This is a genomic window from Variovorax defluvii, from assembly GCF_039541515.1.
Lineage (GTDB): Bacteria > Pseudomonadota > Gammaproteobacteria > Burkholderiales > Burkholderiaceae_C > Variovorax > Variovorax defluvii.
This window is the reverse complement of sequence record NZ_BAABGJ010000080.1, coordinates 144,866-159,902: the sequence shown is the minus strand read 5'-3', so window position 1 is coordinate 159,902 and position 15,037 is coordinate 144,866. Positions and strand designations below refer to the sequence as shown.

Annotated in this window: 15 protein-coding genes; 4 read left to right on the top strand and 11 right to left on the bottom strand. The window is 67.4% G+C overall.

Annotated elements, in window-relative coordinates:
• Positions 1 to 2: 2 nt before the first annotated feature.
• From ABEA07_RS23565 to ABEA07_RS23530, 8 genes are all read right to left on the bottom strand, one after another.
• On the bottom strand, positions 3 to 575 hold the full coding sequence (locus ABEA07_RS23565; protein WP_345540925.1) for a tripartite tricarboxylate transporter TctB family protein: 573 nt from the start codon (positions 573 to 575) through the stop codon (positions 3 to 5).
• The gene (locus tag ABEA07_RS23560) at positions 572 to 1,582 is read right to left on the bottom strand and encodes a Bug family tripartite tricarboxylate transporter substrate binding protein (protein WP_345540924.1); all 1,011 of its coding nucleotides are present in this window, start codon (positions 1,580 to 1,582) and stop codon (positions 572 to 574) included. Before ABEA07_RS23560 ends, ABEA07_RS23565 begins: the two co-directional genes overlap by 4 nt.
• Before the next feature lie 61 nt (positions 1,583 to 1,643).
• Positions 1,644 to 2,711, bottom strand: a complete 1,068-nt coding sequence (locus ABEA07_RS23555) for a dihydrodipicolinate synthase family protein (protein ID WP_345540923.1) — start codon at positions 2,709 to 2,711, stop codon at positions 1,644 to 1,646.
• Positions 2,712 to 2,716: 5 nt separating this feature from the next.
• Positions 2,717 to 3,739, bottom strand: a complete 1,023-nt coding sequence (locus ABEA07_RS23550) for an NAD-dependent epimerase/dehydratase family protein (RefSeq protein ID WP_345540921.1) — start codon at positions 3,737 to 3,739, stop codon at positions 2,717 to 2,719.
• 21 nt (positions 3,740 to 3,760) lie between these two features.
• Entirely contained in the window at positions 3,761 to 4,948 is a 1,188-nt protein-coding gene (locus ABEA07_RS23545) for a dihydrodipicolinate synthase family protein (RefSeq protein ID WP_345540920.1), read from the bottom strand.
• A gap of 7 nt (positions 4,949 to 4,955) precedes the next feature.
• Positions 4,956 to 6,131, bottom strand: coding sequence for a Gfo/Idh/MocA family protein (locus ABEA07_RS23540; protein WP_345540919.1), 1,176 nt, complete (start codon positions 6,129 to 6,131; stop codon positions 4,956 to 4,958).
• A gap of 33 nt (positions 6,132 to 6,164) precedes the next feature.
• Positions 6,165 to 7,100 carry a tripartite tricarboxylate transporter substrate binding protein gene (locus tag ABEA07_RS23535; protein ID WP_345541402.1) on the bottom strand — a complete coding sequence of 312 codons (936 nt, stop codon included), beginning with the start codon at positions 7,098 to 7,100 and terminating at the stop codon, positions 6,165 to 6,167.
• Between the two features lie 160 nt (positions 7,101 to 7,260).
• Positions 7,261 to 7,911: a TetR/AcrR family transcriptional regulator gene (locus ABEA07_RS23530; RefSeq protein WP_345540917.1), complete on the bottom strand. Its 651-nt coding sequence runs from the start codon at positions 7,909 to 7,911 to the stop codon at positions 7,261 to 7,263.
• 93 nt (positions 7,912 to 8,004) lie between these two features.
• Here ABEA07_RS23530 and ABEA07_RS23525 point away from each other — a divergent pair, with 93 nt between their 5' ends.
• The gene (locus ABEA07_RS23525) at positions 8,005 to 9,723 is read left to right on the top strand and encodes a thiamine pyrophosphate-binding protein (protein WP_345540916.1); all 1,719 of its coding nucleotides are present in this window, start codon (positions 8,005 to 8,007) and stop codon (positions 9,721 to 9,723) included.
• Between the two features lie 112 nt (positions 9,724 to 9,835).
• Here ABEA07_RS23525 and ABEA07_RS23520 read toward each other — a convergent pair whose 3' ends face one another.
• Both ABEA07_RS23520 and ABEA07_RS23515 read right to left on the bottom strand, forming a co-directional pair.
• On the bottom strand, positions 9,836 to 10,258 hold the full coding sequence (locus ABEA07_RS23520; protein WP_345541400.1) for an SWIB/MDM2 domain-containing protein: 423 nt from the start codon (positions 10,256 to 10,258) through the stop codon (positions 9,836 to 9,838).
• A 203-nt stretch (positions 10,259 to 10,461) separates the two neighbouring features.
• On the bottom strand, positions 10,462 to 11,328 hold the full coding sequence (locus ABEA07_RS23515; protein WP_425584166.1) for a DMT family transporter: 867 nt from the start codon (positions 11,326 to 11,328) through the stop codon (positions 10,462 to 10,464).
• Between the two features lie 94 nt (positions 11,329 to 11,422).
• Between ABEA07_RS23515 and ABEA07_RS23510 the strand changes: the two genes are divergently transcribed.
• Together ABEA07_RS23510 and aceA are read left to right on the top strand one after the other, a co-directional pair.
• A complete protein-coding gene (locus ABEA07_RS23510) occupies positions 11,423 to 11,830 on the top strand; it encodes a gamma-glutamylcyclotransferase family protein (protein ID WP_345540914.1) in 408 nt (135 codons plus the stop codon).
• Between the two features lie 229 nt (positions 11,831 to 12,059).
• Positions 12,060 to 13,379 carry an isocitrate lyase gene (gene aceA / locus ABEA07_RS23505; protein ID WP_345540913.1) on the top strand — a complete coding sequence of 440 codons (1,320 nt, stop codon included), beginning with the start codon at positions 12,060 to 12,062 and terminating at the stop codon, positions 13,377 to 13,379.
• A gap of 66 nt (positions 13,380 to 13,445) precedes the next feature.
• Here aceA and ABEA07_RS23500 read toward each other — a convergent pair whose 3' ends face one another.
• Positions 13,446 to 14,408 (bottom strand): GlxA family transcriptional regulator, encoded by a 963-nt coding sequence (locus tag ABEA07_RS23500; protein WP_345540912.1) that lies wholly within the window; start codon positions 14,406 to 14,408, stop codon positions 13,446 to 13,448.
• A gap of 113 nt (positions 14,409 to 14,521) precedes the next feature.
• Here ABEA07_RS23500 and ABEA07_RS23495 point away from each other — a divergent pair, with 113 nt between their 5' ends.
• On the top strand, positions 14,522 to 14,833 hold the full coding sequence (locus tag ABEA07_RS23495) for a putative quinol monooxygenase (protein WP_345540911.1): 312 nt from the start codon (positions 14,522 to 14,524) through the stop codon (positions 14,831 to 14,833).
• Positions 14,834 to 15,037: the final 204 nt, after the last annotated feature.

Genomic DNA, 15,037 nt, shown 5'->3' with positions numbered 1-15,037 from the left:
ATTCAGGGCAGGTGCACCAGGAAGAACTCCTGGAACACGAGCGTGATGACGATGCCCGACCCCAGCCCCACCGCGAGCGCGACGGCCAGGCCGCGCAGGCGCTGGTTCTTCGCGCCCCGCTCGGCGAACTGCAGCAGGCCGACGGTCACGGTGACGAAGACCGCGGCCGCCGCCCAGAAGGGCAGGCCATGGCCCACCAGCCCGAGCGCGAAGCCGACGCACAGCACCAGCACGGTCCACATGCGCTTCATCTCGGCGCGGTCGGCGGCGGTGCGCGGGTGCGGCACGTGCGGATGCTGAGCCAGCCGGCGCCAGGAGCGCCACAGCATCAGCAGGCCGAAGAAGACGATGGCTCCGCCCAGGAAGCCCGGCAGCAGGCCGGGTACCGTGTAAGGGTTGATGTCCTGCTTCTCCAGCCGGTCCATGCGCAGCGCGCCGATGGTGGTGGCGATGCCGAACACGATCCAGCCGATCGCCTGCCAGAGGTCGGCGCGCGGTGAGGTCTTGCGTTCGTGCGCCGCCACCGCTGCGGCGTCGGCGGCCGCGGCGGCTTCGCGTTCGGCTTGCGCGGTCACGGCCGGGCGATCCCGAGCGTCTCGGGCGAGACCTTGGCCTTGCCGCTGTCGAACAGCAGCCAGGTGTTGGCCTGGATGGCCGGCGTGACGGCGGTCTGGGCCTCGGCGCCGTGCAGCGGCGCGAAGAGGGCACCGCGGCTGGTGGCATATTTCTTCAGCACCTCGCTTTTCGAGATGTTGTCGACCCAGATCTTCTCGACGGTCTTCACCACCTCGTCGGGCACGCCCTTGGGAATGAAGATGCCGAAGTAGTTGGCCGGCGCCTTGAAGCCATCGAGGGTCTTGGACAGCGGCTCGATGGTGCCGTAGCCCTCCAGCTCCAGCGCCTTGTCGCTCACGGTGGCCAGCGGGCGGATGCGTTTGCCGCGGATCATGTCGGCCTGCTCCACCGCGAGCTGGGTCGTGACTTCGGTCTCGCCTGCCACGGTGGCCACGACCGCCGGGTTGCCCCCGTCGTAGGTGACGTGCCGGTACTTGACGCCGGTGCTCTTGGCGATCAGCTCCATCGCGTTGTGGCCGGCCGAGGTCACGCCGGCGGTGGCCACGCTGATCTGGCCGGGCTTGGCCTTCATGGCGTCCAGCAGCTCCTTGGCCGTCTTGTACGGCGCGCCGGCGTTGACGCCGATCACCTGCACATTGGCGACGTTGAGGAAAAGGTGCCAGTCGCTGATCTTGGTCTTGAGCATGCCCAGCGTCTCGTAGGCGCCCAGGTCCTGCGCCGCGCCGGCCGTCCAGGTGTAGCCGTCCTTGGGTGCGTCGAGCGCGCTCTTGCTGCCGATGGAGCCGGAGGCGCCGGGCTGGTTGACGATCACCACCTTCTGGCCGAGCGTCTTCTCGATCTCCGCCGCCGTGACGCGCGTCACCTGGTCGGTGGAGCCGCCGGCGGCCCAGGGCACGATGATGGTGACGGGCCGCGAGGGCTTCCAGTCCTGGGCCAGTGCGGGCGAGCCCAGCGCCGCCAACGCGGCAGCCAGGGCGATGCTTCGAATCAGTCGGCGCTTCTGCATGGTGTCTCCTGTGGATGAGTTGGACTGGGAAACGGGATGCGTGAAACAGGACGGGCGCGCGCTAGCCGAGCCAGCGCGCGAGATTCGCGGCGACGAAATCGTCGTCGTGGAGATGAGGGTAGGCGTCGTGCACGCGGGACAGCGCGTCGGCCTGGCCGGGGCTCAGGCCTTCCTGCGGGTCCAGGCACCAGATGCCCTCCAGCAAACCCTGGCGCCGCAGCACCTCGTGGCAGCCGGCGATGCAGCCGCGGAAATCGTGGTCGACGTCGAACAGGGCCGCGTTGCAGTCGGTGACCTGCCCGTCGAGCGCCAGCAGTTGCATCGGCACCGCGTCCGCGGCGACGGCCTCGTGGATGCGCGCGAGCAGCTCGACCGCGCGGCGCGTTCCCACGCTCCAGTGGCCCAGCAGGCCGCCGCGGATGCGCACCGTGACCGGCTGCCCCTCGCGCATCAGCACCAAGGGCGCGAGCAGGTCCAGCACGATGTGGTCGTCGTTGCCGGTGTAGAGGGTGATGCGGTCTTCGGCGCCGGCCTCGACCACGCCGCGCACCACGTCCAGCGTGCGGTAGCGGCTGAAGGGCGCCATCTTGATCGCGATCACGTTGTCGATGGCGGCGAAGCGGCGCCAGAAGCTCACCGGCAGGTGCAGGCCGCCGACGGCGGGCTGCAGGTAGAAGCCGACCAGCGGCATCACCTCGGCCACGGCGCGGCAATGGGCGATGAGTGCGTCCTCGTCGGCGCCTCGCAGTGCCGCCAGGCTCAGCAGGCCGGCGTGGTAGCCGAGCGCGCGGGCGGTCTCGGCCTCCGAGGCGGCCTGCGCGGTCGGGCCGGCCAGGCCGGCGATCATGAAGAGCGGGCGCCGGCCACCCAGCGGCTCCCAGTGCTGCGCCTCGTGCATGGCGAGTTCGAGCACCGGCTTGTGAAGGCCCTTCTCGCGGATCGCGAACTGGGTCGAGTGCACACCCACCGCCAGGCCGCCGGCGCCGGCATCGAGGTAGTAGCGGCTCATGGCGCGCTGGCGGCGTTCGTCCAGCCGCCGGTTCGCGTCGAGCGCGAGCAGGTGCGCCGGGATCACCGTGCCGCGACGCAGCAGCGACAGGGAGGCGGCGGGGATCTGCGTGCGGTGCATGGCTTTCAGTACCGGCCGTCGCGCGCTTCGAAGTGCGTGGGCTTGTTCAGGCTCGCCATGCCGCGCCGCACCCAGTCGGCGGTCCAGTCCAGCATGCGGGAAAGGCCGACCTGCTGCGGGCCGAAGAGTTCGAAGGCTCGGCGGCAATCGACCAGCCAGGCGGTGTCCGCGGGGCGGCCGGTGAAGGCCGGCGTCACGCCCAGCCGTTCGGCCAGGCCCTCCGCGGCCTCGCGGATCGCGATGGCCGGGCCGCTGAGGTTGAGCGGCGAGGTCGGCGTGTCGCAATGGGCCAGCGCGCGCAGCGCCCAGTCGTTGGCCTCGCCCTGCCAGATGATGTTGGCGTGGCCCATGGCCAGGTCGATGGGCTCGCGCGCGATGAGCTTCTGCGCCAGGTCGTGCAGCACGCCGTAGCGCATGTCGATCGCGTAGGACAGGCGGATCAGGCGGCCCGGCGTGCCGTGCAGGTGCGAGAAGTGCTGGAACAGCCGCTCGCGCGCGACACAGGAGTTCGCGTATTCGCCGGGCGGCGGCGTGGGTGCGACCTCTTCGGCCGCGCCCGCCCCGCGTACGTCGGCGAAGGGATACACGCAGGCGGTGGAGAAGGCGACGATGCGCGAGCCTTGAAAGCGCTCGGCCACCAGCGCCGGCACGTGGGCATTCATCGCCCAGGTCAGCCACTCGCTGCCGGAGGAGCCGAACTTGCGCCCGGCCATGAAGACCACGTTGGGCGCATCGGGGAGGGCGGCAAGCGCTTCGCGCGCGAGCAGGTCGGCCTCGATGCAGTGGATGCCGTCGGCCTCGAGCCGGGCGCGCAGGCCGGGCTCGGAAAAGCGCGCCACGCCGATCACCCGGTGCGCCCGGCTCGCGCGCTTCGCCATGCGCGCCAGCGAGGGGCCCATCTTGCCGCCCACGCCAAGCACCAGGATGTCGCCCGGAACACGCGCCAGCGACCGCTGGAGCGCCTCGGAGGGGCGCGAGAGCAGCTCTTCGAGCTGGTCCGGATCCTCGATGCGGTCGGGCAATGACATGGCGATCTCGGCGGTGTTGCTTCAGTTGCCGACGCCGTGCAGCGCCAGCAGCGTCTTCATGCGCCGGACGGCCTGATCCGGTTGCGCCAGCAGGTTGGCGTGGTCGGCCAGCCGGAACAGCTCCGCCAGGTGCTGCAACGAGCGCGTGCTCTGCTGCCCGCCCACCATCGTGAAGTGCTGCTGGTGGCCGTTGAGCCAGGCCATGAACACCACGCCGGTCTTGTAGAAGCGCGTGGGCGCCGCGAAGATGTGGCGCGACAGGGGCACCGTCGGGCCGAGGATGGCGTGGAAGCCCGCCGTGTCGCCCTGCGCCAGCGCGCCCAGCGCGGCGCTCGCCGCCGGAGCGATCGCGTCGAAGATGCCCAGCAGCGCGTCGCTCTTGGCGTGCGTGGGCTCCGTGCCGGCGCCATCGCCCGCGATCAGCTCCGCGTAGTTGAAGTCGTCGCCCGTGTACATGCGCACGCCCGGCGGCAGGCGGCGGCGCATCGCGATTTCCTTGTCCTTGTCGAGCAGGGAGATCTTGATGCCATCGACCCTGTGCGGGTGGGCCGCGATGATGCCGAGGGCCGTGTCCATGGCGGCATCGATGTCCTTCGTGCCCCAGTAGCCCGCCAGGGCCGGGTCGAACATGTCGCCCAGCCAGTGCAGGATCACCGGCTGGCGGGCCTGGCGCAGGATGCGGTCGTAGACGCGTTCGTAGTCCGCCGGGCCCTTGGCCACGTGTGCGAGCGCGCGGCTCGCCATCACGATCAGCTTGCCGCCCAGCGCCTCGATCGCGGCCATCTGGGCCTCGTAGGCCTGGATGACGTGGTCCACGTCCTTCACGTCGATCAGGCTCAGGTGGTCGGTGCCGCAGCCGGACGCCACGAAGGCGCCCGGCACATCCTTCGCGGCATCGAGCGAACGGCGGATCAATTCCAGCGAGGTCGGCCAGTCCAGGCCCATGCCGCGCTGGGCCGTGTCCATGGCTTCGGCCACCCCGAGCCCCAGCGACCAGAGGTGGCGCCGGTAGGCGATGGTGGCGTCCCAGTCCACCGCGCATTGCAGCCACGGGTCGATCGCGGCGAGCGGGTCGGCCACGACGTGCGCGGCGGAATAGGCGATGCGGTTGAACTGCACGCCGCCCGGGGGGCGCACCGGCGCCGATCCACGCAGCGTGTAGGCCGCCAAGCCGCCGGCGGCAGTGGGAAGGGTGAGAGACAGGGCCATGGCGCGCTCAGACCTTCAGCGCCGGCACGTCGATCCAGCGGCGCTCCTGCCAGCTCGCCAGCGCGGCCTCCACCAGCTGCACGCCCTTGGCGCCTTCGGGCAGCGTCCACTTGTATGGCGCGTTCTCCACCACGTGCCGGATGAAATGCTCCCACTGCAGCTTGAAGCCGTTGTCGTAGACCTGAGAGTCCGGGATCTCCTGCCACTGGTCGAAGAAGTTCATGGTCTGCTTCTCGTCCGGGTTCCACACCGGCCGCGGCGTGGCCACCCGCGACTGCGCACGGCAGCTCGACAGGCCGGCGACCGCCGAGCCGTCGGTGCCGTCGACATGGAAGGTCACCAGGTCGTCACGCCGAACGCGTGTGACCCAGCTCATGTTGAGCTGCGCGATCACCGGTTCGCCGTTGTGGCCGGTCAGCTCGCAGGTGGCGTAGGCGGCATCGTCGGCCGTGGCTTCGTAGGGTCGGCCCGCCTCGTCCCAGCGCTTCGGGATGTGCGTGGCGCCGATGCAGGACACCGACTTCACTTCGCCGAACAGGTTGTCCAGCACGTAGCGCCAGTGGCACATCATGTCCAGGATCATCCCGCCGCCGTCTTCCTTGCGGTAATTCCACGAGGGGCGCTGGATCGGCTGGAGGTCGCCTTCGAACACCCAATAGCCGAATTCCAGGCGCACCGACAGCATGCGGCCGAAGAAGCCGGCGCGGCGCAGCATGTCGAGCTTGCGCAGGCCGGGCAGGAAGAGCTTGTCCTGCACGGCGCCGTGCTTGAGACCCCTTGTCTTTTCGGCTTCCTGTGCGAGGCGGGCGATCTCCACCGCCTCGTTGAGGTTGGTGGCGATCGGCTTTTCGCAGTAGACGTGCTTGCCCGCGCGGATGGCCTTGGCCAACAGCGTGGGGCGCATCTGGGTGGTGCCGGCGTCGAAGAAAACGGTGTCCTGCGCGTCGGCCAGGGCCGCGTCCAGGTCGGTGCCCCAGCGCCCGATGCCATGGGCCTTGGCCAGCGCCTCGATCTTCTCGGCATTGCGCCCGATCAGGATCGGGTCGGGCATCACCCGGTCGCCGTTGGAAAGGGTGACGCCGCCCTGCGCGCGAATGGCGCAGATGGAGCGGATGAGGTGCTGGTTCATGCCCATGCGTCCGGTGACGCCGTGCATGATGAGTCCGAGTCGTTGGGTGGCCATGTCAGAAGGTCGGGCGAGAAGGAGGTGGGCGGGTCATTGCGGCGCGAGGCCGGCGGCTTTCACCAGCCTGGCGTTGCTGGCGATTTCTTCCTTGATGTAGGCGTCGAACTGCTCGGGCTTGAGCGTCCAGGCATCGGCGCCGAGCTTGAGGAAGCGTTCCTTGACCTCGGGGCTGGCGAGCGCCTTGACCACCTCGTCGTGCAGGCGGTTGACGATCTCGCGCGGCGTCTTGGCCGGCGCCATCATTCCGATCCAGAAGTTGAACTCGGACCCGGGCACGCCGGCCTCGGCGGTGGTGGGCACGTCCGGCAGCGCGGCCGCCCGCTTGGGCGATCCCACGGCCAGGGCCAGCAGCTGTCCGTCCTTGATCTGGCCGATCACCGGGGCGATGGGCGAGAAGTAGTAGTCGACGCGGCCGGCCAGCACCTCGGTCACGGCCTCGGCCGAGCCCTTGAAGGGGATGTTGGTCGCGTCGATGTCGGCGGCCATCTTGAATTTCTCGGCGTTCAGGTGGGTGGCGCTGCCCTGGCCCGCGGAGGCGAAGTTGACGCTGCCGGGCTTGGCCTTGGCGGTCGCCACCAGGTCCTTCAGCGTCTTGATGTTCTTCGAGGGCGAGATCACCAGCGCGTTCGGCAGCGAGGAAATCGGCGTGATGCCGGCGAAGTCGGCGACTGTGTCGAAGGGCAGCTTGGCGAAGGTCGACGGGCTCACCGTGTGCGACGACGAGTGGATCATGATCGTGTAGCCGTCCGGCGCGGCCGTGGCCACCGCCTGCTGGCCGATGGTGCCGCTGGCGCCGCCGCGGTTGTCGATCACCAGCGACTGGCCCATGCTGGCGCCCATCTTGTCGGCGATGGCACGGGCAATGATGTCGGTGGTGCTGCCGGCGGCGAAGGGCACGATCACGCGGATCGGCTTGTTGGGGTAGGCGCCCTGCGCGCCGGCTCCCAGCGCGGTGCAGAGGGCCATGGCGGCGATGAGGGCGTGGCGGCGGGTGGTGCTTGGCACGGGTGTTTCCTTTGTCGTGGGCGCGTCGACGTCTCGAATGCAATTCACCAAAAAGTGAATTAGTCATTCTAGGAACGCGCTTGCGAGCCCGTCAACGGCCCGGTCCTAGGAGATACCCGTATCAGTGCAACACGTAGCCGAGCACGAGATCCGTCATGTGGGAGAGGCGCTGCGCCATGGCTTTCGGCGCGCGCAGGTCGCGGCCGAAGATGGTCGACAGCGTGTCGTTGTTCGACAGGTAGAAGTAGCAGAGCGCGGCGATGGAGATGTACAGCTGCACCGGGTCGATGCCCGCTCGGAACAGCTTGTCGCGCCTGCCGCGTTCGAGCACGCCGTCCAGCAGCTGCACCAGCGGCGAGTTCATTTCCTGGATGCGCTCGGAGCGCTTGAGGTGAGCGGCACGGTGCAGGTTCTCGCTGTTGAGCAGCGTGATGAACTCGGGGTGGTCGAGGTAGTAGTGCCAGGTGAAGGAGACCAGGCGGCGGATCGCCTCCACCGGCTCCACCTCGTCCAGGTGCAGTTGCTGCTCGGCCTCGCGGATGTCGGCGTAGGTTCGTTCCAGGACGGCCAGGAACAGGTCGTCCTTGCTGCCGAAGTAGTAGTAGATCAGCCGCTTGTTGAGCCCGGCACGCTCGGCGATGCTGTCCATGCGCGCGCCCGCCAGCCCGCGCTGCGCGAACTCGTCGCGGGCCGAGGCGAGGATGGCGAGTTGGGAGCGGTCGGCGTCACGCGAGCGCGGCTCGGCGAGTGCAGGGGAAGGGGCTGCTTTCATGGGGCGGAATTTAACCAGTTGGAGAATTAACGCAAGCGTTCCGAGGGGTGCGGATAATCGCCGCTTCCGATATTGCAGCAGAGGCATTCCTTCATGAGTTCGTCCCAACCCGCAGGCCACCTGATCGTCGAATGTCTCATTCAACAGGGCGTGGAACTGGCCTTCGGCGTGCCGGGCGAGAGCTTCCTGGCGGTGCTCGACGGCTTCCATGCGTATGGGGACCGCATCCGCTTCGTCGTCAACCGGCAGGAGGGCGGCGCCGCCTTCATGGCCGAGGCGCACGGCAAGCTCAGCGGCCGGCCCGGCATCTGCTTCGTGACGCGCGGGCCCGGCGCCACCAATGCCTCGATCGGCGTGCACAACGCCTTCCAGGATTCGACGCCGATGGTGCTTTTCGTCGGCGACGTCGGCAGCGACTTCCGCGACCGCGAGGCCTTTCAGGAGGTCGACTACGCCAGCTTCTTCGGACCCAGCACCAAGGGCTTCGCCAAGCGCGTGGAGCGCATCGACGATGCCGACCGCATCCCGGAGTACGTGGCCCGTGCCTTCGCCACCGCGATGAACGGGCGCCCCGGCCCCGTCGTGCTGGTGCTGCCGGAGGACATGCTCCGCCGGACCACCTCCGCGCGCCCGCTGGCCCGCGTGGAAGCGGTGCAGCCCTGGAGCGACCCGGGTGCACTGCGCACGCTGCGCGAGCTGCTGGTGAAGGCGAAGCGGCCGCTGGTGATCGCGGGCGGCGGCGGCTGGACCGTGCAGGCGGCGCAGGCGCTGCAGCGCTTCGCCGAGAGCTGGAAGCTGCCGGTGGCGAATGCCTTCCGCTTCCAGGACACCTTCGACAACCATCACCCGCAGTACGCGGGCGACGTGGGCATCGCGATCAATCCGAAGCTGGCCGAGCATGTGCGGCGAAGTGATCTGGTGCTGGCCATCGGGCCGCGCCTGGGCGAGATGACGACCGGAGGCTACACGCTCATCGAGGCGCCGAGGTCGAAGCAGACGCTGGTCCACATCCATGCCAGCGCGGAGGAATTGAACCGCGTCTACCAGGCCGATCTGGCCATCAACGCCGGCATGAGCGCTGCGGCGCGCAGCCTGGAAGTGCTAAGCCCCCCTGCGGAGTTGCATTGGGAGGCGTGGACGGCGCAGCTGCATGCCGACTACCTCGCCAACCTGGAGCCTCAGGCGCTGGAGGGGCTGCCCGCCGAGATGCCGCGCGGGGCGGTCGACCTGGCTGCCGTGGTGAGCTGCCTGCAGAAACACCTGCCGGAGGATGCCGCCATCACCAACGGGGCGGGCAATTTCGCGAGCTGGGTCCATCGCTACTTCCGCTATCACGGGCTCGCGAAAGGCCACAAGACGCAACTCGCGCCCACCAGCGGGGCCATGGGTTACGGCGTGCCGGCCGGCATCGCGGCGAACCTCACGACCGGCCGGATCGCCTTCACGATCGCCGGCGACGGGGACTTCCTGATGAACGGGCAGGAACTCGCCACGGCCTCGCAGCACGGTGGCAAGAGCATCATCGTGCTGCTCAACAACGGCATGTTCGGGACGATCCGGATGCACCAGGAGCGCGAGTACCCGGCCAAGGTGAGCGGCACGGCCCTGGCCAACCCCGACTTCTGCGCCCTGGCCCGTGCCTACGGGTACGCGGCCGAACGCGTGACCGAGACTTCGCAGTTCGAGGCGACGCTGCTGCGTGCGCTGGCTGCCGACACGGGCACGCTGATCGAGATTCCGCTGGACCCCGAGGTGATCACCACGCGCGGCACGCTGTCCGCGCTGACGAAGGCGGCGCAGGCGCGTGGCTGAGGCCTGCGCCTTTCGCCCGAAGAAGGAAGCCGGCTCGCGCAGTCGGCAAACAGAAAAGAAAAAAAGCCGGCTTGCGCCGGCTTTTTGATGTGAGCGCCCAAGGCGCCTTGGCTTACTTGACGTGCTTGCCGATCAGCGAGGCCAGTTCGAACATCGAGACTTGCGGCTTGCCGAAGATGTCCTTCAGCTTGGCGTCGGCGTTGATGTTGCGCTTGTTGGCCTTGTCCTGCAGGTTGTTCTTCTTGATGTAGTCCCACAGCTTGCTCACGACGGCGGTGCGCGGCAGAGGCGTCGAGCCCACGACGGCGGCGAGCGCCGGGCTGGGGGTCAGGGCCTTCATGAACGCGGCGTTGGGGGTGCGCTTCTTGGCGGGGGCGGCCTTCTTGGCTGCAGCCTTCTTCGCCGGAGCGGCCTTCTTGGCGGGTGCCGCCTTCTTCGCCGGAGCAGCCTTCTTTGCCGGAGCGGCTGCCTTCTTCGCGGGAGCAGCCTTCTTTGCAGGTGCTTTCTTGGCCGGAGCCTTCTTTGCAGTTGCCATGGTTGATTTCCTTTTTTGGATTGGACAGTCTTCACCAATGAAAACGCTGTCTCCACTGGCACTGCGGATGCTAAAGGAGAAGAAACGCGTTTCCAAGGGAAAACGGCGATTTTTCATTGGGGGCTGTTGTTTTTTCAGAGGGGAGAAGTGGTCCTTGTCCCTCTGGAGTGGGATCGAGAGAGTTCGAGCAGGCTCGCAGCGCCTCATCGACGTCGTGCAGGCCATGTCGCGAGCACCACGCCAAGCAGCGCGAACGCGAATGCGCAGACCTGCAGCAGCGACAAGCTCTCGCCGAGCACGAGCACGCCGATCAGTGCTGCACTCACGGGCAGCATGACCGTGAACACACCCGCCTGCGAGGCCGGCACGCGCTTGAGTCCCGTCATCCAGAGCCACACGGTCCAGATGCTGGCGGCCAGCGCGTAGACCACCAGCAGGCCCCAGAGGCCCAGCGGCACGGCGGCGAAGTCGAAGCGCAGCGCGAACCACAGGCCCAGCGGCGTGGAGAGCAGGAAGCCCCAGAGGTTGATCAGCGAAGAGATGCGCTTGGGACTCAGCTTGCCGGTGAGCGACTTGCCGATCACCGCATAGGCGGCTTCGCAGAGCACGGCGCAGAAAACCAGCACGTTGCCCAGCCAGGGTATCGAGGGTGTGCCTGTGCCGCCGGCATGCGCGGTGGACTGGGCCGGCGCGATGGCGAGCAGACCGATGCCGCCCGCCGCGCAGGCGATCGCGAGCGCGGTGCGCCGCGTGATGGCCTCGCGCAGGAAGACGCGGCTGCCGATTGCCACCACGGCCGGGATCGAGGCCATGATCACGCCCGCCGACACGGCCGTGGTCATGCTCACGCCGAACAGCATGCAGATCGAGAACAGGAAATTGCCCAGGAAGGACTCGAGGAAGACCAGGCCGCGCGTGCGCGTGCTCATCGACGGCTCGTCGGGCGGGCGGCGCAGCCAGTGCGGCATCGCGAGCGCCGCGATGCCGAAGCGCAGCCATGCAAGCAGGAAGACCGGGAAGGCGAGCACCAGCGGCTTGGACAGAGCGACATAGCTGCCGACCAGCGACATGCTGAGGGCCAGGCAGCCGTAGGCAAGGAGACGGCCGGTTGCGGGGTGGGCAGTGTTCAATAGACTGGGGCGATTGCAAACCGAGCCGATGATCATGCCCCAATCCCCTTGCGCCTCACGCCACGTTTTCGTCTACGGCACCTTGCGCCGTGGTGGGCGCAACGACATCGCGCGTTTCGATCCGCCGGCGCGCTTCGTGGGCGCGGCCAGCGTTGCCGGCACCCTCTATGACCTCGGCAGCTATCCGGGCGCCGTGCTCGGCGGCGACGGCGTGTTGACCGGCGAGGTCTACGCGATCGATCCGGCGCTGGAAGCGCAGCTCGATGTGCTCGAGGGGGTGCGGCCCGACGACAGCGGCGAGTACATCAAGCGCGAACTGCGGGTGCGGGTCGGCGCGTTGGAGATCGACTGCCTCGTCTACGAAATCCATCCCTCGCGCATCGTGGGCAGACCCGCGATCACCTCAGGCAACTGGCTCGACCGTGCGCCGCCTTTTTCATGATGAGAAGTTGGTTGCGCATCGCGAAATTGCCGAATGCTGCGCCGCACTATTTTTTCTTGATATGAGAAAACTATTATCGCATTGAGAAAAGTTGATGTAACTCGTTGATTTTGTTGGGTCAAAAAAAACTCTTCTATAAGACATAAGACAGGAGATGCTCGCGTACAGTGGGTTCCCAAGGGCGCACGCCCACCTCTCAATCAATCAACCCTTGAACCTTGGAGTGACCATGCCTCAAACCATCACCGAACAACTGAGCCGCGAACAACAGATCGCTGCCCTCGAGAAAGAGTGGGCGACCAATCCGCGCTGGAAGGGCATCAAGCGCGGCTACAGCGCTGCCGACGTGGTGCGCCTGCGCGGCTCCTTCCCGATCGAGTACACCATCGCACGCCGCGGCGCCGAAAAGCTCTGGGACCTGGTGAACAACGAGCCCTACGTCAACTGCCTCGGAGCGCTGACCGGCGGCCAGGCCATGCAGCAGGTCAAGGCCGGCATCAAGGCGATTTACCTGTCGGGCTGGCAGGTCGCCGCCGACAACAACAGCTATGCGGCCATGTATCCGGACCAGTCGCTCTATCCGGTGGACTCGGTCCCGACCGTGGTCGAGCGCATCAACAACACGTTCCGCCGCGCTGATGAAATCCAGTGGTCGAAGGGCACGAACCCGGGCGACAAGGGCTACGTCGACTACTTCGCGCCCATCGTGGCCGATGCCGAAGCGGGCTTCGGCGGCGTGCTCAACGGCTTTGAGCTGATGAAGGCCATGATCCGTGCCGGTGCCGGCGGCGTGCACTTCGAGGACCAACTGGCCTCGGTCAAGAAGTGCGGCCACATGGGCGGCAAGGTGCTGGTGCCCACCACTGAGGCGGTGCAGAAGCTGATTGCGGCACGCATGGCCGCCGACGTCTGCGGCACGCCCACTCTGGTCATCGCGCGTACCGACGCCGAGGCGGCCGATCTGCTGACCAGCGATTACGACGAGAACGACAAGCCCTTCCTGACCGGCGAGCGCACCGCCGAGGGCTTCTACAAGACGAGGAAGGGCATCGATCAGGCCATCTCGCGCGCCATCGCCTACGCGCACTACGCCGACCTGGTGTGGTGCGAGACCGGGACGCCGGACCTCGAGTTCGCCCGCAAGTTTGCCGAGGCCGTGCACAAGGTGCATCCCGGCAAGATGCTGGCCTACAACTGCTCGCCGTCTTTCAACTGGAAGAAGAACCTCGACGACGCCACCATCGCCAAGTTCCAGCGCGAGCTCGGTGCCATGGGCTACAAGTACCAGTTCATCACGCTGGCCGGCATCCACTCGATGTGGTTCAACATGTTCGACCTGGCCCAGGACTACGTGCAGCGCGGCATGTCCGCCTATGTCGAGAAGGTGCAGGAGCCCGAGTTCGCGGCCCGCGACCGCGGCTACACCTTCGTGTCGCACCAGCAGGAAGTCGGTACCGGCTATTTCGACGAAGTCACCACCGTGATCCAGGGCGGCAAGTCGAGCGTGACGGCGCTCACCGGCTCGACCGAGGAAGAGCAATTTCACTGATCTCCGGCTGTCACTGAGTGTTCGGTCCCCGCGCGAGTCATCGGCGGGGATTTTTTTTACCCGGACTCAGTCGCGCAGCCGCAGTTCCCGTACGCCGCGGCCGAGGCGCTGGCGAAGCAGGGCACGCAAGGTGACGCCCTCGACATAGCCCACGAGGGCGGCTATCTGCTCGAGGCTCTTGTCGCTGGTCTTGAGCAGGTGAACGGCGCGCTCCACCCGCAGGTCCTGGAAATAAGACAGCGGCGTCTTGCCCAGGACCTGCCGCATGCGGCGCGCCAGGGTGCGCTTGCTGGTGCCGGCGGCCGCCGCGGCCTCATCGAGCGAAAAGCCCTCGGCCAACCGGCTACGCGCCCAGCGTTCGAAGCGTTGCACGGTGGGATCGGCATGCGTCAGGTGATCGGTGATCACGTAGGCGGACTGGGAAGGCCGCGAGTCGACGATCAGGTACTTGGCCACGGTGGCTGCGAGCTCCGGGCTGGCGTGGCGCACGAGCAGTAGCGCCATATCGATGTGGCTCAGCGCGGCACCGGCGGTGACGAAGGGGCCCGAGCTCACCAGCATGCGGGATTCGTCGAGCTTCACGGCGGGATAGCGCTGGCGGAACAGCGAAGCCAGCCACCAGGTCGTGGTCGCATGGCGCTGATCCAGCAGGCCTGATTCCGCCAGCACGAAGGTGCCGATGCACGCGGCTGCGATGCGGACGCCGTCTCCGGCCCGGCTACGCAAAGCGGCCGCGGCTTCGTCGACGTCGCGTCGCCTCAAGGCCGCCTGGAGGCGTTCAGGCATCTTCTCACCCAGCGCCGGCACCACGATCCAATCAGGCCGGCCGGCATCGGGTGACGACACGACCGGCACGCGCAGACCCTGGGAGGTGCGGACGCGGCTGCGCATGCCCGTGACCCGCAGCTCGAAGGGAGGAACGTCGACGCCCAGCATGCCCGCCAACTCATTGGCCGTGCTGAAGACATCCTGCACCGTGGCCAGCCCGGTATCGAACACGCCATCGAGTGCGAGCAGGTTGATCCTCATGGCAATAACAGTAGCAAAGATGTCAAGAATGCCAATAGGTCGAACCCCGTGCCGTGCCTAGAGTTGTTGTCATGGACGCGCATCCCGCGCGGCCTGGTTCAACGGAGACTCTCATGATCAAGTACGCATTGTTCGCCCGCCTCGAAGCCAATCCTGGCAGGGAAGCCGAGGTGCAGAAGTTCCTCGAAGCCGGCCTCGTCATGGCGCGTGAGGAAAAGACCACGCCGATCTGGTTCGCCCTGCGCCTGTCGCCGAGCACCTTCGGCGTGTTTGATGCCTTCGAGGACGAGGCTGGCCGCCAGGCACATCTGTCCGGGCCTATCGCGCAGGCGCTGATGGCGAAGGCCCCCGAGTTGTTCGCCCGCCCGCCCTCGATCGAGCCCATCGAGGTGCTGGGACTGAAGAACGCGGCGCCCGCATCCTGATCGCAGCGGCTAGAATCGCGAGCTTCCGTCAGCGCAGCAACAAGGGCGAGAAAGGCATCCTGGTTATGACACCGCGAACTACTCCGCAAGGACTGAGCGGCTTCTTCCGTGAAGGAAAGGGCCGGTAGGCCGCGCATGCTGGAAGGCTCCAGCGCCTGATGCTCAACACCGAAGCGCGGTCCCCGGACCGCGCTTTTTGTTTTT

Bases quoted from the DNA above. Each gene is read 5' to 3' on its own strand.
- ABEA07_RS23560 (WP_345540924.1), bottom strand. From the start codon at position 1,582: ATGCAGAAGCGCCGACTGATTCGAAGCATCGCCCTGGCTGCCGCGTTG.
- ABEA07_RS23555 (WP_345540923.1), bottom strand. From the start codon at position 2,711: ATGCACCGCACGCAGATCCCCGCCGCCTCCCTGTCGCTGCTGCGTCGC.
- ABEA07_RS23550 (WP_345540921.1), bottom strand. From the start codon at position 3,739: ATGTCATTGCCCGACCGCATCGAGGATCCGGACCAGCTCGAAGAGCTG.
- ABEA07_RS23545 (WP_345540920.1), bottom strand. From the start codon at position 4,948: ATGGCCCTGTCTCTCACCCTTCCCACTGCCGCCGGCGGCTTGGCGGCC.
- ABEA07_RS23540 (WP_345540919.1), bottom strand. From the start codon at position 6,131: ATGGCCACCCAACGACTCGGACTCATCATGCACGGCGTCACCGGACGC.
- ABEA07_RS23535 (WP_345541402.1), bottom strand. From the start codon at position 7,100: ATGGCCCTCTGCACCGCGCTGGGAGCCGGCGCGCAGGGCGCCTACCCC.
- ABEA07_RS23530 (WP_345540917.1), bottom strand. From the start codon at position 7,911: ATGAAAGCAGCCCCTTCCCCTGCACTCGCCGAGCCGCGCTCGCGTGAC.
- ABEA07_RS23525 (WP_345540916.1), top strand. From the start codon at position 8,005: ATGAGTTCGTCCCAACCCGCAGGCCACCTGATCGTCGAATGTCTCATT.
- ABEA07_RS23520 (WP_345541400.1), bottom strand. From the start codon at position 10,258: ATGGCAACTGCAAAGAAGGCTCCGGCCAAGAAAGCACCTGCAAAGAAG.
- ABEA07_RS23515 (WP_425584166.1), bottom strand. From the start codon at position 11,328: ATGTCGCTGGTCGGCAGCTATGTCGCTCTGTCCAAGCCGCTGGTGCTC.
- ABEA07_RS23510 (WP_345540914.1), top strand. From the start codon at position 11,423: ATGCCCCAATCCCCTTGCGCCTCACGCCACGTTTTCGTCTACGGCACC.
- aceA (WP_345540913.1), top strand. From the start codon at position 12,060: ATGCCTCAAACCATCACCGAACAACTGAGCCGCGAACAACAGATCGCT.
- ABEA07_RS23500 (WP_345540912.1), bottom strand. From the start codon at position 14,408: ATGAGGATCAACCTGCTCGCACTCGATGGCGTGTTCGATACCGGGCTG.
- ABEA07_RS23495 (WP_345540911.1), top strand. From the start codon at position 14,522: ATGATCAAGTACGCATTGTTCGCCCGCCTCGAAGCCAATCCTGGCAGG.